This window comes from Klebsiella scottii, assembly GCF_036561945.1.
Classification (GTDB): domain Bacteria; phylum Pseudomonadota; class Gammaproteobacteria; order Enterobacterales; family Enterobacteriaceae; genus Klebsiella; species Klebsiella scottii.
The window spans coordinates 1,932,842-1,947,164 of record NZ_JARXNI010000020.1; the positions used below are offsets into that span (position 1 = coordinate 1,932,842).

Consider the following 14,323-nt stretch of genomic DNA (forward strand, 5'->3'; position numbering starts at 1 on the left):
GTATTCCGAGCCCCCAATTCAGACTTTTTACCTGCCGGTTAAATTTAAAGAAAGTAGAATTATTGTTAGCGATATAACAGGAAGTGACTATCACCCGCGTGATTAAAGTAACACCTGCGCAACTAAACTTCATGGAATACCCCTTAACTCATAGTTCACGCTATGCTTTAAAGGAAGTTGTATCCATGAATAGATTATTCAGGAGAAAATTATGATGACTTCAATGAGCAAAAAAATGGCTGCGGCAGTTCTGGCTGTAACAGTGGTAATGTCCCTGAGCGCGTGTTCTCACTGGTCAAAACGCGATCGTAATACCGCCATTGGCGCCGGCGCTGGTGCACTGGGCGGCGCGGTATTAACCGACGGCAGCACCCTGGGCACCCTGGGCGGCGCAGCGGTCGGCGGGATTATCGGTCACCAGGTGGGTAAATAAGTTTTAAATCAGTTCAAATAAAAAATAATTGCTCGCGGATTTGCTGACTCACGCATCGGAAAAAAATCAGGGCCACGGTATTTACCGTGGCCCTGTTGTTATTATCAGCCGCCGGCCAGCTTCACCTTCATACCCTTAGCTTCGAGCAGCGATTTTATCAGGTCGCGTTTGTCGCCCTGAATTTCAATCACCCCCTCTTTTACCGACCCGCCGCAGCCGCATTTCTTTTTCAGCTCAGCGGCCAGCTTCGCCAGCGCTTCATCATCCGCATCAATGCCGACGATCAGGCATACGCCTTTGCCTTTGCGGCCGCTGGTCTGGCGCTGAATACGCACCACGCCATCGCCTTTCGGGCGCTCAATAACCCGCTTTGGCTCATCGATACGTCCGCTCTCCGTCGAGTAAACCAGACGGCTGTTAGAATCGGTCATTATGCCCCCATATTCAGCGATGCGTTAATCTGGCGTAAGGTCGCCGCCGGGTCGGCAGACTGCGTCACCGGACGGCCAATAACCATATAGTCCACGCCGGCCGCCTGCGCCTGCTCCGGCGTCATAATGCGGCGCTGGTCACCCGCATCGCTGCCCTGCGGGCGAATGCCGGGCGTCACCAGCTTAAACGCCTGCCCCAGCTCCTGTTTGAAACGCGCCGCTTCCTGCGCCGAGCAGACTACGCCATCGAGGCCGCAGCGCTGGGTCAACGCCGCCAGTTTTGCCGCATGGTCGGCCGGAGAGAGCGTGATCCCCAGCTCCTGCAAATCGCTGGCCTCCATGCTGGTCAGCACGGTGACGGCAATCAGCAGCGGGGCATCTTTGCCATACGGCAGGAGAGCTTCACGCGCCGCGGTCATCATCCGCGCTCCGCCGCTGGCATGGACGTTGACCATCCAGACGCCAAGTTCGGCCGCCGCCGCAACGGCGTGAGCGGTGGTGTTAGGGATATCGTGAAACTTGAGATCGAGGAAAACTTCGAAATTACGCTGGTGCAAATCGCGAACAAACTGCGGCCCAAACAGCGTAAACATCTCTTTGCCGACCTTAAGGCGGCAGTCCCGCGGGTCGATGCGGTCGACGAACGCCAGCGCTTTATCGCGGTTATCATAATCGAGAGCCACAACAACGGGAGAGGATGTGACAACGCGAGAAGAAGATGTAGCAGTAGACGTCATGACCAGACCTTAATTGTTGATGGGCGCCGGGCTCGGCGCAAAAAAGGTAAACGGGCAGCATTCTACCTGCGATAAGGGGAAAATAACAGGCTGCGTTTCAGCGCCTGCCCGACGATGGCGGTTCGATGGCTTAACCGTGGGAAGGTTAAAAAAGCCATTAGTATGTTGTAACTAATGAGGGGCTTTTTTTAAATGTTACTGGCCGTCAAGGCCGCGAATCGGTTTGATGGTGGACCACGATCGGCAGGACGGGCAGTGCCAGTAGAGGGTGTGGGCGGTAAAGCCGCATTTTTGGCAGCGGTATCGCGGCTTGCTGCGTACCTGCTCGCCAACCATATCGCGCAGCACGCCGAGGCTCTCTTTCGCGCGCCCCTCTTCCGCTTCGTTAAGATGGTAGTCCATCAGCTTGTGGAAAACGCGCATCGTCGGATGGCGCTCCAGCTGACGGGTGACGTAGCTTTGCGCCGCTTCAATCCCCTCGCGCTGCTCGAGGATTTGCGCCAGCATCAGCTCGGCGGTCGCGCCGGTATTTTCATCGGCGCAGCGGCGCAGAAACGTTTCCCACTCGTCGATTTTGCCCAGCTGCTGGTAGCAGGTCTGGAGCATTTCGAGCGTCTCGCCGACCAGCTCTTTGTCCTGATTGATCACCCGCTCCAGGCTTTCGACCGCCTTCGGATAATCACCCTTTTCCATCCACACCCGGCCCATCATAATGGATACCCGGGCGCTGTTGCGATCGGCCGCGGCGCCTTTTTTCAACAGCGACATAGCCTTGTCCATATCGCTGTTCGCCATCTGCTGCAGCGCCAGCTCGCACCAGAAGTTGGCGATATCCCCGCGATGCTTCTCTTTGCCCAGCTTCACCAGACGTTCGGCAACATCAATGGCGGACTGCCAGTCGCTGGTCGCCTGGTAAATTTGCAGCAGCTGCTGCAGCGCGCTAAGGCGAAAGTCGGTTTCATCCACCAGCTGTTTGAACATATCCTCCGCGCGGTCGTACAGGCCGGCGGCCATATAGTCGCGCCCCAGCTGCTGCACGGCCAGCAGGCGCTGATCGTAGGTCAGCGAAGCGCTTTCCATCAGGCTTTGGTGAATGCGGATCGCCCGGTCAACCTCGCCGCGGGAGCGGAACAGGTTGCCGAGGGTCAGGTGAGCTTCAACGGTGCCGGTATCCTCTTTCAGCATATCGAGGAACAGATCCACGGCTTTATCCTGCTGATTACTCAGCAGGAAGTTAACCCCGGTCACATAATCACGCGACAGGCGGCTAGCGTCGTCCTGTTTGGACTGTTGTGCACTTCTGCGCCCCATGTACCAGCCGTACGCGGCGGCTACGGGCAAAAGCAGAAACAACAACTCCAGCATAAACGATTATTCCTTCACCGCAGGGGTGCCTGCGTCGACTGGCGCTACGCCCGCAGGCGCAACCTGGTGCTCAAGGCGCTTAACTTTACGCTCAGCGCGAGCCAACGAAACCCGAACCCGCAGCCAGAAAAGGCCGCAAATCAGCCAGCCAATCGCAAACCCTGCCGCAAAGAGAACCGCCAGCAGCGTTGAAATCCGGAATTCACCCTGTGCGAGTAAATAGTTGAACGTAACCAGTTGGTCATTTTGCGCACCCAGCGTCACGGAGATGACGAAGATCGCGAGTACCAGTAAGAAAATGAGTAAATATTTCACACTACTTCCCGTTATGTGGGTTGCGCGAAAAAATCCCGCGTTCAGCCCTATAAAGTATCATTTTCGCTGCAGAGGTGGAATGGAAAAGCACGACACCACGACAGGATATGGGGTCGTATGGCGCGAAAAACAACTTTAGCCCTGTTTTAGCGCCCGTTTCTTAATATCCTGCGCCTCTTCCCCAGGCGGCGTCAGCGGGCCGCACAGCCGCTGAGTCAGCCAGGTGGCCAGCGTCACCAGCAGCCATGAGATAAGCGTAGCGACGAGCAAATCCTGCGGCCAGTGCATTCCCAGCGCCAGCCGGCTCCCCATCACCGCGGTAGCCCAGACCATCAGCAGCGCGATGGTCAGCCGGCGACGCCGCGGCCACAGCAGCCCCACGCCGAGCAGCGCCCAGCTGGCCGCAAACATGGTGTGTCCGGATGGAAAAGCAAAACCGGTCTCTTTCTGCCAGTGTTTACGTAAGAATTTAGGAATCCCCTGCTCCTGAACCAGCTGTTCATGCACCAGTTTAGCGCGTTCTTTGCGTTTTAACGCGTAGAATTGATCGACCGGAACCTGCTGCGTTTTTTCCAGCCAGATGACGAAGGGACGCGGCTCCTGCACCTGGCCTTTGATCCAGGACTTAATGCCCTGCCCGAGCAAAATGGCCGCCGCCAGAATCATAAACAGCACCACGGCCGCCCGCAGGCGAAATCGCAAGCACCATAAGAACCAGCCGCAAAGTATCGTATGGGTGATGATGCCCCACGGCTGAGTCACGCTTTCGGTAACCCAGTACAGCAGCTTTAACCCCCGCTGCGGAAGTTCCGGATGCCACTTCCAGCCGGCTAGCCAAACCACTGCGGGCATAATCATTAATAGCGCCGCACCGGTGGCGGTTCGTCTGGCAATCGACAGCATTTCATCTCCTTAATCCTTTCTGCCGACTATCATAACGGAAAGTGGTTCGTTTGTGCGCTTTACGCGCAGGCAGTAGTGCGTAATTAGGAGAACCTTACGGCCTTGTGGCAAAATAGCGGCAAACAGAAAGCACATTCAGGTGCTGACAAAGTCTGGAGAATCACATGCAGCTTAAACGTGTGGCAGAAGCCAAACTGCCAACCCCCTGGGGCGATTTCCTGATGGTGGGTTTTGAAGAACTGGCAACCGGGCAGGATCACGTCGCGCTGGTTTTCGGCGATATTTCGGGCCAGGCGCCCGTCCTGGCTCGCGTACACTCTGAGTGTCTGACGGGCGATGCCCTTTTCAGCCTGCGTTGTGATTGCGGTTTTCAGCTGGAAGCGGCGCTGTCGCATATCGCCGAAGAGGGTCGCGGGATCCTGCTGTACCATCGTCAGGAAGGCCGCAACATTGGTCTGTTAAACAAAATCCGCGCCTATGCCTTACAGGATCAGGGCTACGACACCGTAGAAGCGAACCATCAGCTCGGCTTTGCCGCCGACGAGCGCGACTTTACGCTGTGCGCTGATATGTTCAAACTGCTGAACGTCGAGCGCGTCCGCCTGCTGACCAACAACCCGAAAAAAGTAGAAATTCTGACCGAGGCCGGGATCAATATCGTGGAGCGCGTGCCGCTCATCGTCGGACGCAATCCGAAGAATGCCCACTATCTGGATACCAAGGCCGCCAAGATGGGGCATCTGCTGAATAACTGATTCGGCACCATTAATTCAGGGCCAGCGATTGCTGGCCCTTTTTTTACAGCATATTGCGGATCACATAGTGCAGAATGCCGTCATTCTGATAATAGGTCAGCTCCGTAGCGGTATCGATACGGCAGCGGCAGGCAATCACCTCCTGCTTGCCGTCCGCCCGCGTTAGGGTTACCGGCACCGTTGCGCCGGGCTCTAGCGCCTGCAGCTGGCTGATATCAATCCGCTCTTCACCGGTTAGCCCCAGCGTTTTGCGGGTTACGCCCTGCGGGAATTCCAGCGGCAAAATCCCCATGCCTATCAGGTTAGAACGGTGAATACGTTCAAAGGATTCGGCGATCACCACCCGGACGCCGAGCAGACGCGGGCCCTTCGCCGCCCAGTCGCGGCTGGAGCCGGAGCCGTACTCTTTCCCGGCAACCACCGCCAGCGGCGTGCCTTCGTCCTTATAGAGCATGGCCGCGTCATAAATCGCCACCGGCTCGCTGCCCGGCAGATGTCGGGTCATGCCGCCTTCAACGCCGGGCACCATTTCGTTGCGAATACGGATGTTGGCGAACGTCCCGCGCATCATCACCTCGTGGTTACCGCGTCGCGATCCGTAGGAGTTAAAATCGATACGCTCAACGCCGCGGTTTTGCAGATAGCGCCCGGCGGGGCTTTCCGCCTTGATGCTTCCCGCAGGAGAAATATGATCCGTGGTCACCGAGTCGCCGAGCATCGCCAGAATTCGCGCGCCGCGAATATCCTCTACCGGTTTGGGCTCAACGCCCATCTCATCGAAGAACGGCGACAGGCGGATGTAGGTTGAGTCGCTCTGCCAGTCATAGGTATCTGAACGCTCGACGTCGATAGCCTTCCATTCAGGCGTACCTTCAAAGACCTCGGCATACTCTTTATGGAACATGTCGGTAGAAACCTGCTCTACCGCCTGCGCGATCTCCAGGCCGCTCGGCCAGATATCCTTCAGATAGACCGGCTGACCGTCTTTGCCGTCCCCCAGAGGATCGCGGGTCAGGTTGACGTTCATATTGCCGGCCAGCGCATAGGCCACCACCAGCGGCGGCGAGGCCAGCCAGTTGGTTTTCACCAGCGGGTGAATGCGCCCTTCGAAGTTGCGGTTCCCGGAGAGCACCGCCCCTACGGTCAGATCGCCCTTTTTAATCGCTTCTTCAATCGGCTCCGGTAGCGGACCCGAGTTACCGATACAGGTGGTGCAACCATATCCCACCAGATTAAAGCCCAGCGTATCGAGATAAGGGGTGAGTCCCGCATGCGCAAGATAATCAGAAACCACCTTCGATCCCGGCGCCAACGACGCTTTGACCCACGGCTTCGGCTTCAGGCCGAGCTCAACCGCCCTTTTCGCCAGCAGGCCGGCGGCCATCAGTACGCTGGGGTTGGAGGTGTTGGTACAGGAGGTAATGGCGGCGATGGCCACCGCCCCGTCCGGCAGCGAATATTGCTGTCCGTTCAGCGTATAGTCGACCGACCGTTTGTCTTTCTGCGCGTGATTGACCTCCAGCTCCGTGCTGGCCGCAAACGCTTTCGGCACGTCCCCTAACGCGACGCGGTCCTGCGGACGCTTCGGCCCGGCGAGACTTGCTTCTACCGAGCCCATATCGAGCGCCAGGGTGCTGGTAAATACCGGCTCATCGCCGGTCATCCGCCACATTCCCTGCGCTTTGGCGTAGGCTTCCACTAACGCGACCTGTTCTTCACTACGGCCGCTCAGGCGCATATAGCTGAGAGTCACCGCATCGATCGGAAAGAAGCCGCAGGTTGCACCGTATTCCGGCGCCATATTGGCGATGGTTGCCCTGTCCGCCAGCGGCAGTGAGTCCAGTCCGTCGCCGTAAAACTCGACAAATTTACCCACCACGCCGTGCTGGCGCAGCATCTGGGTGACGGTCAGCACCAGGTCCGTCGCGGTGATCCCTTCACGAAGCTTGCCGGTCAGCTTAAAGCCGACGACGTCGGGGATCAGCATCGATACCGGCTGGCCTAACATTGCCGCTTCGGCCTCAATGCCGCCGACGCCCCAGCCGAGCACGCCGAGGCCGTTAATCATCGTGGTATGCGAGTCGGTGCCGACCAGGGTGTCGGGCCAGGCAAACCACTCCCCGTTGCGCTCTTCGCTCCACACGGCCTTGCCGAGATACTCCAGGTTGACCTGGTGGCAAATGCCGGTACCCGGCGGCACCACGCTAAAGCGGCTGAACGCCTGCTGCCCCCAGCGCAGGAAAGCATAGCGCTCGTGGTTACGCTCCATCTCCAGGCGAACGTTCTCTTCAAACGCATCATCGTTACCAAAGCGGTCCACCGTTACCGAGTGGTCAATCACCAGGTCGACGGGGGAAAGCGGGTTAACCTTAGCGGTATCACCTCCCAGGCGTTTCACCGCTTCGCGCATGGCGGCCAAATCCACCACCGCCGGCACGCCGGTGAAGTCCTGCATCAGTACACGCGCCGGTCGATAGGCAATCTCCCGGTCCGCGTGGGCCTGCTTGAGCCAGGCTGCCAGCGCGTGGATATCCTCTGCGGTGACCGAGTCACCGTCCTGCCAGCGCAGCAGGTTTTCCAGCAGTACTTTGAGCGATTTCGGTAAACGGGTCAGATCGCCCAGTTCTTTAGCGGCCAGCGCGAGGCTGTAATAGTGGTAGGTTTTATCATTGACCTGTAGCGCGTCCTTACTGGCTGCTCGTAGGGTTGACGACATAGCTCCTCCTTTATCTCAGGGATGGCATGCCCTGATGCTCCTCAGGGTTAATATTAAAGATAACACATACCAGGCATAACACTTTGATAACAACCCGAATTGCTAAAATCGGCGAAATCGTACAAAGATATTGCACCAAAATAGACAGCAGGTTTTTTGTGGTTATAAAGAGATGAGATCGCGAGGGATATTATTATTAGCAGGAAGAGCTCTGAGGAGCGAAATGCGAAAAAGAACTAATCGCCGGTTCTCTGACGATTAGTTCAAAGGAATGGATTATTGATTAAAAACCATCGTGGCGAAATATATCCTCCTTAATGCCGTTAGTTTATTAAAGTGAAATAAACACCGAGGTTCTTACTGTCATAAAAGTGACATTTTTACAAAGGCGAAAAAGCGTCGCTTAGCTCACGATCCAGACGTTACAGATGACTAGTGCAACGATACTCCAGAACATTGCAAGCCCGATGAACACAGCGCCCCAGGCCCGACTTCTCAACACAGGATCCACTTCCGTCTTGTCACCGGCCTGTGACATCGCCAACTTCATATAATCGATATCACTTATCATATCTTCACCACCAATCGTTGAAATTATCAGGTACAGTTAAATCTTAATTACGGACCATCTATTAATCCAGTGAATTTTGCCCGGAATTATTATCTTTAACCGTTATTTTGATCGGAGTAGGTATAATTGCAACCGTGTTAAAAGGAATAATGAAATTTGTGAGTTATACGAGGTTTACAATGTTAATTACGCGTCATTATAGGTATTGGCATCCCAGGGATGGGATGCCGAATATTTAGACAAATCATTTTTCCGGCAGTTTAATATCCTTAAACATCGCCTCAATATCTTCATTCGAGCGCAAAGCCACCGCCGTATCCACCACGTCGCGCGTCAGATGCGGCGCAAAACGTTGAATAAAATCATACATATAGCTGCGCAGGAAGGTACTGCGACGGAAGCCTATTTTCGTCGTGCTGTGGCTGAAGATGCCGTTGGCGCTGAGTTTGACGAGGTCCGGATCGGACACCGGGTCAACCGCCATGCTCGCAATAACCCCAACCCCCAGTCCCAGGCGAACGTAGGTTTTGATGACATCGGCATCGGTTGCGGTGAAAACGATGCGCGGCGTCAGGCCGGCGCGGTTGAACGCGGTATCCAGCTCGGAGCGCCCGGTAAAGCCAAAGGTGTAGGTCACCAGAGGATACTGGGCCAGCTCTTCAATCGTCACCGAGCCTCTGGAGGCGAGCGGATGCTCAGGCGTCACGACAATCGAACGATTCCAGTGGTAGCACGGCAGCATCACCAGGTCATCATAGAGATGCAGCGCCTCGGTAGCGATGGCAAAATCCGCATTTCCCTTCGAGACCGCCTCGGCGATCTGCGTTGGCGACCCTTGATGCATATGCAACGAGACGCGCGGATAGCGTTCAATAAAGCCCTTGATCACGCCAGGCAGCGCATAGCGAGCCTGGGTATGAGTGGTCGCCACGTACAGCGACCCCTTATCCGGCCACGTGTGCTCGCCCGCCACTGATTTGATGGCGTCAACTTTCGACAGCACTTCGCGGGCGATGCGGATAATCTCCTGACCGGCAGGCGTCACCTGAGTTAAATGCTTGCCGCTGCGGGCAAAAATCTGAATACCCAGCTCATCTTCCAGCATGCGGACCTGCTTGCTGATGCCGGGCTGCGAGGTATACAGGCCTTCGGCGGTAGAGGAGACATTCAGATTATGGTTAACAACCTCAACGATGTAGCGGAGTTGCTGTAGTTTCATGGCTGATATCCGTTAACGCGTAAAATGAATTCGCTTGATACAGTTTACGTTCAGGCCGCCCGCCGGCAGAGAGGCTACGCGCCGATGCCGCCCCGGCGATTCGCCGCGCTGGCGCCGCAAAGCGTCCTGAAACGAGAATGTAGTAAGACGATTTAATAATAAAAAAGGGATTAACTATAACCACTATATCATTTATATCTACAGTGTATAGACACTAACGGAAAATAATAAGGCGGTTATAAGGCCGGAGATGTGCGGCAAAACTTCAAGGATTTCAGCGACGAGCGGAAAAAGAAAGGACCGCAGTGTGCGGCCCTTTTTAGGGGTAAGGCGCTTACTTTTTAGCTTCAGTCCATTTGCCGTCGATGTAGAAGGCTGACCAACCGGTGGCTTTGCCATCTTTTTCAGACGCAACGTACTGCTGCTTGGTTTTACGGCTAAAACGCACCAGCGTTTTATTGCCTTCCGGATCCTGCTGCGGCGCATCGGCGAGATAGCGCAGCTTCTCCGCAAGGCGGTCACGGAAGCGGAACAGCTCCTCAACCAGCGGCGCGCGGGTTTCGCGGGATTTCGGGAAGGTGTTCGCCGCGAGGAAGACGCCGGCAGCACCGTCACGCAGAACAAAATAGGCGTCCGATTTCTCACACGGCAGCTCCGGCAGCGGAACCGGATCTTCCTTCGGCGGAGCCACTTCCCCGTTACGCAGAATTTTGCGCGTATTCTTACATTCGTCGTTGGTGCAGGCCATGTACTTACCAAAACGCCCCATTTTCAGGTGCATCTCAGAACCACATTTTTCGCACTCAACTACCGGGCCATCGTAACCCTTAATGCGGAATTCGCCCTCTTCAATCTCGTAGCCGTCGCAGGTCGGGTTGTTACCGCAGACATGCAGCTTACGCTTAGGATCGATAAGGTAGCTGTCCATCGCCGTGCCGCATTTTTGGCAGCGACGCTTGGCACGCAGCGCGTTGGTTTCGGCGTCGTCGCCTTCCAGCACGTTGAGCACTTCGTTTTCCGGCACCAGGTTAATGGTGGTTTTGCAGCGTTCTTTCGGCGGCAGCGCGTAGCCGGAGCAGCCGAGGAATACGCCGGTGCTGGCGGTACGAATGCCCATCTCGCGGCCGCAGGTCGGACAGTCGATGCTGGTCAGCACCATCGGGTTAGGCTGCATGCCGCCCTCTTCCGGGTCCTTCTCCGCCGTTTCCAGCTGAGCGGTGAAGTCACCGAAGAAGTGATCCAGCACCTGCCGCCACTCGGCCTGATGATTCGCCACCTGGTCGAGGCGGTCTTCCATTTGCGCGGTAAAGTCGTAGTTCATCAGATCGCGGAAGTTCTCTTCCAGACGATCGGTGACGATCTCACCCATTTTTTCCGCATAGAAGCGACGGTTTTCCACCCGAACGTAGCCGCGATCCTGAATAGTCGAAATGATCGACGCATAGGTTGACGGACGGCCAATACCGCGTTTCTCAAGCTCTTTAACCAGCGATGCTTCGCTAAAGCGCGCAGGCGGTTTGGTAAAGTGCTGCGCCGGGCTGAGCTCGACCAGACTTAAGCTGTCGCCCTGATTAACCACCGGCAGGACGCGATCTTCATCGCCCTTACGCAGCGCAGGCATGACTTTCGTCCAGCCATCAAAACGCAGGGTACGGCCACGCGCCTTGAGTTTGAAGTCACCGGCTTTCACCGTCAGGGTGGTGGAGTCGTACAGCGCTGGCGTCATCTGACAGGCGACAAACTGGCGCCAGATCAGCTGATAGAGCTTCAGCGCATCGGATTCCATGCCTTTTAAATCTTCCGCCATCACGTTCACATCAGAAGGACGAATCGCTTCGTGCGCTTCCTGCGAGTTTTCTTTGCTGGCGTACTGGTTGGCGTTCTCAGGCAGATACTTTTTACCAAAGTTATCACCGATGTAGCCGCGCACCATGCTCAGCGCATCCTGGCTCAGGTTCGTCGAGTCAGTACGCATATAGGTAATGTAGCCAGCCTCATACAGACGCTGCGCCATCATCATGGTTTTCTTCACCCCGAAGCCCAGACGCGTACTGGCCGCCTGCTGCAAGGTTGAGGTGATGAACGGCGCGCCCGGCTTGCTGCTGGTTGGCTTATCTTCGCGTTCCAGCACGCTGTAGCCGGCTTTCTCCAGCAGCGCGACGGCTGACATGGTCTCATCGCGGTTAACCGGACGGAACGGCTTGTCGTTCTTGTGCGTAACCTGCAGCGCTAAAGCATCTCCGCCTGGCGTGGTGGTGCTGGCGTCAATTTCCCAGAACTCTTCCGGTACGAAGGCTTTAATTTCGCGTTCACGTTCGACCACAAGGCGCACGGCAACGGACTGAACGCGGCCTGCCGAGAGGCCGCGAGCGATTTTTTTCCACAGCAGCGGAGAAACCATATAGCCCACGACGCGGTCCATGAAACGACGCGCCTGCTGGGCATTAACACGATCGATATTCAGTTCGCCCGGCTTGTCAAAAGCCTGACGGATCGCGTTTTTGGTGATTTCGTTAAATACGACGCGGCTGTAGCGTTTTTCATCACCACCGATAACTTCCCGCAGGTGCCATGCGATGGCTTCCCCTTCGCGGTCAAGGTCGGTTGCGAGATAGATGTGGTCGGCTTTTTCCGCCAACTGCTTGAGTTCTGAAACTACCTTTTCTTTACCCGGGAGTACTTCATAGTGCGCATCCCAGTCATGCCACGGGTCGACGCCCATGCGATTGACCAGAGCGCTACGTTCGTCCTTTTTAGGCTTTTTGGCCCCTTTGGTGGCGGTAGAGTCGGCGCTCTTTTTGGAAGCTGAGCCACTGGTCGGCAAATCGCGGATATGACCGACGCTGGACTTAACCACGTAGTCATTACCCAGATACTTATTGATCGTTTTGGCTTTTGCCGGGGACTCAACGATAACGAGAGCTTTACCCATATTCACCTTTACCTAATTTGATTCATCCAGGAATACATCGCACATTGATTCACCATCCGCTGGCGACGTCCGTCATATGTTGCGTCGTCGTCGAAGAATATCAACCCTCTGCACGTCCGGCCTCACGTCCATAAAACCAGATAGCCGGGTTTACTGACTTTGTTCAGTCAGGTGACATAGCACGAATAATTTTTGGCCGAATGTCAAGCAAATCTGCTGCCAGATCGCTGAAAGCGTCACACTGTACCTGATAAAATTCGTTACGCAACTTTATTAGCATGCAAAAGCAAATCCTGCCAGTAAAGTCATGTTTCTTAGGCTGTTGTCAGTACCCCTGCAGCGTCAATGGAAAATTTGCCCCTGCCCGCCGTGCGGCGTAGACTATTGCGCGAAGAATCACAGGAGGCCGTTATGCAAGGTACAACCCAACCAATCGATCGCCAGACGCTGCTTGAAAAAGCCAACAAACTTATTCGCGAACATGAAGATACGCTAGCCGGGATCGAAGCCACCGACGTCGTTCAGCGTAACGGCATTCTGGTATTTAGCGGCGAGTTTTATCTTGATGAGCAGGGTTTGCCTACGGCGAAGAGCACGGCGGTATTTAACATGTTTAAATACCTGGCGCATGCGCTGTCTGAAAAATATCATCTGGTCGATTAAGCCCTTGCTTTCAGCAGGGTTCTGAACGAAAACGCGAGGCCTGGGCCTCGCGTTATTTTGTCTACATCAGCGGTTTTTGTCCCCGCTGCCACCAGCGCAGCAGCAGACGATCGGCGCTTTCAGCGGCGCTGCCGGTGAAGCGGTCAAACATCTTTTTCCTCTGCTGGTAACGCACGCTAATCACATCGTGGCTGTCTATCAGCCCCAGCAGCAGCTCATCGCTGGTTTCTACAGCATCGACCAGCCCTTTCTCCAACGCCTGAACGCCGTACCAGTGCTCGCCGGTTGCCACCTGTTCAATATCCAGCGTCGGCCGCATTTTGTGGACGAAATCCTTAAACAGCTGATGGGTATCGTTCAGATCTTCCCGAAACTTGCGCCGTCCTTCGTCGGTGTTTTCACCGAGCATCGTCAGGGTGCGCTTGTACTGCCCGGCGGTATGCAGCTCAATATCGATATCCTTGTTTTTAAGGAAACGATTAATGTTAGGAATTTGCGCGACCACGCCGATGGAGCCGAGAATGGCAAACGGCGCCGAGACGATTTTATTGGCAACGCAGGCCATCATGTAGCCGCCGCTGGCGGCAACTTTATCTACCGCCACCGTCAGCGGAATTTGTTTGTCGCGAAGGCGCTGCAGCTGCGAGGAGGCCAGGCCGTAGCCGTGCACCACGCCGCCGGGGCTCTCCAGGCGGATGATGACCTGATCGCGCGCTTTCGCCGTGGCCAGAACGGCGGTGATCTCTTCGCGCAGGCTGCTCACCTCGTGGGCGTCCATGCTGCCTTTAAAGTCGAGCACCCAGGCACGGGGTTTGCCGTTTGGTTCCGTAGAACCGAGCTTCGCCCGCGCTTTCGCGGCCTTGGCTTCCTGCTTGAGCTTTTTCTTTTGCGCTTTATGCCAAAGCTTCTGCTGCGGGCCGTCGAGTAAAGCCACCGCGAGCTCCTCCCGCATCTCTTTATACTGCTCGCTAAGGTTGGTGACCCGCAGTTCCCCGCGCTGTTTCTTGCGCTGGGCGAGGTTAACGATAATTGCGGCGACAGCCGCAATAGCGACGACAACAGTCGCTATTTTGGCCAAAAATAAGCCATATTGAGCAAGTAATTCCACGTTTTCACCTTGTGTTAACCACTGACGTTGAAGCACAGTGTACATCAGCCTTTGCCGGGAAGTCTCTGCGCTTTGTGTCGTGTGCGAGGCGCCTTCTTGTTTTTTTCAGCGACGATGAAATCGTTGCAAGATATTAATTCCGCAAAGAGTTTCCGCTTCGCCGATTGCAATACCC

The 14,323-nt window shown here is 55.6% G+C and carries 13 protein-coding genes; 3 read left to right on the forward strand and 10 right to left on the reverse strand.

The annotated features are described in order from the left end of the window. The first annotated feature begins 214 nt into the window (after positions 1 to 214). Positions 215 to 433, forward strand: coding sequence for an osmotically-inducible lipoprotein OsmB (osmB, locus tag QFI97_RS16725; RefSeq protein WP_026612282.1), 219 nt, complete (start codon positions 215 to 217; stop codon positions 431 to 433). Between the two features lie 104 nt (positions 434 to 537). Here osmB and yciH read toward each other — a convergent pair whose 3' ends face one another. The 5 genes from yciH to pgpB all read right to left on the reverse strand — a co-directional run bounded on the left by yciH (position 538) and on the right by pgpB (position 4,184). Further along, the gene (yciH, locus tag QFI97_RS16730; protein ID WP_346431633.1) at positions 538 to 864 is read right to left on the reverse strand and encodes a stress response translation initiation inhibitor YciH; all 327 of its coding nucleotides are present in this window, start codon (positions 862 to 864) and stop codon (positions 538 to 540) included. Then, positions 864 to 1,601 (reverse strand): orotidine-5'-phosphate decarboxylase, encoded by a 738-nt coding sequence (gene pyrF, locus QFI97_RS16735; protein ID WP_331835384.1) that lies wholly within the window; start codon positions 1,599 to 1,601, stop codon positions 864 to 866. The genes yciH and pyrF overlap by 1 nt, the downstream gene beginning before the upstream one ends. 195 nt (positions 1,602 to 1,796) lie before the next feature. Then, the gene (lapB, locus tag QFI97_RS16740) at positions 1,797 to 2,966 is read right to left on the reverse strand and encodes a lipopolysaccharide assembly protein LapB (RefSeq protein ID WP_095097072.1); all 1,170 of its coding nucleotides are present in this window, start codon (positions 2,964 to 2,966) and stop codon (positions 1,797 to 1,799) included. Between the two features lie 6 nt (positions 2,967 to 2,972). After that, positions 2,973 to 3,281 carry a LapA family protein gene (locus QFI97_RS16745; protein WP_346431634.1) on the reverse strand — a complete coding sequence of 103 codons (309 nt, stop codon included), beginning with the start codon at positions 3,279 to 3,281 and terminating at the stop codon, positions 2,973 to 2,975. Between the two features lie 135 nt (positions 3,282 to 3,416). Continuing rightward, positions 3,417 to 4,184 (reverse strand): phosphatidylglycerophosphatase B, encoded by a 768-nt coding sequence (gene pgpB / locus QFI97_RS16750; RefSeq protein ID WP_095097069.1) that lies wholly within the window; start codon positions 4,182 to 4,184, stop codon positions 3,417 to 3,419. Between the two features lie 164 nt (positions 4,185 to 4,348). On the opposite strand from pgpB, the gene ribA reads away from it, so the two are divergent. After that, a complete protein-coding gene (gene ribA, locus QFI97_RS16755) occupies positions 4,349 to 4,939 on the forward strand; it encodes a GTP cyclohydrolase II (RefSeq protein WP_041145188.1) in 591 nt (196 codons plus the stop codon). Positions 4,940 to 4,982: 43 nt separating this feature from the next. Here the strand turns inward: ribA and acnA are convergent, their stop codons facing one another. The 4 genes from acnA to topA form a co-directional block, all read right to left on the reverse strand. After that, positions 4,983 to 7,655, reverse strand: a complete 2,673-nt coding sequence (acnA, locus tag QFI97_RS16760; protein ID WP_346431635.1) for an aconitate hydratase AcnA — start codon at positions 7,653 to 7,655, stop codon at positions 4,983 to 4,985. Positions 7,656 to 8,058: 403 nt separating this feature from the next. Continuing rightward, positions 8,059 to 8,226 carry a YmiA family putative membrane protein gene (locus tag QFI97_RS16765; RefSeq protein ID WP_071844914.1) on the reverse strand — a complete coding sequence of 56 codons (168 nt, stop codon included), beginning with the start codon at positions 8,224 to 8,226 and terminating at the stop codon, positions 8,059 to 8,061. A gap of 244 nt (positions 8,227 to 8,470) precedes the next feature. Then, positions 8,471 to 9,445 carry an HTH-type transcriptional regulator CysB gene (gene cysB, locus QFI97_RS16770; RefSeq protein ID WP_095097063.1) on the reverse strand — a complete coding sequence of 325 codons (975 nt, stop codon included), beginning with the start codon at positions 9,443 to 9,445 and terminating at the stop codon, positions 8,471 to 8,473. A gap of 334 nt (positions 9,446 to 9,779) precedes the next feature. Beyond that, a complete protein-coding gene (gene topA, locus QFI97_RS16775) occupies positions 9,780 to 12,377 on the reverse strand; it encodes a type I DNA topoisomerase (protein ID WP_095097060.1) in 2,598 nt (865 codons plus the stop codon). A 411-nt stretch (positions 12,378 to 12,788) separates the two neighbouring features. Here topA and QFI97_RS16780 point away from each other — a divergent pair, with 411 nt between their 5' ends. Next, positions 12,789 to 13,040, forward strand: a complete 252-nt coding sequence (locus QFI97_RS16780; RefSeq protein WP_041145184.1) for a YciN family protein — start codon at positions 12,789 to 12,791, stop codon at positions 13,038 to 13,040. A 61-nt stretch (positions 13,041 to 13,101) separates the two neighbouring features. On the opposite strand, the gene sohB is transcribed toward QFI97_RS16780, so the two are convergent. After that, positions 13,102 to 14,148, reverse strand: a complete 1,047-nt coding sequence (gene sohB, locus QFI97_RS16785) for a protease SohB (protein WP_095097054.1) — start codon at positions 14,146 to 14,148, stop codon at positions 13,102 to 13,104. Positions 14,149 to 14,323 lie beyond the last annotated feature (175 nt).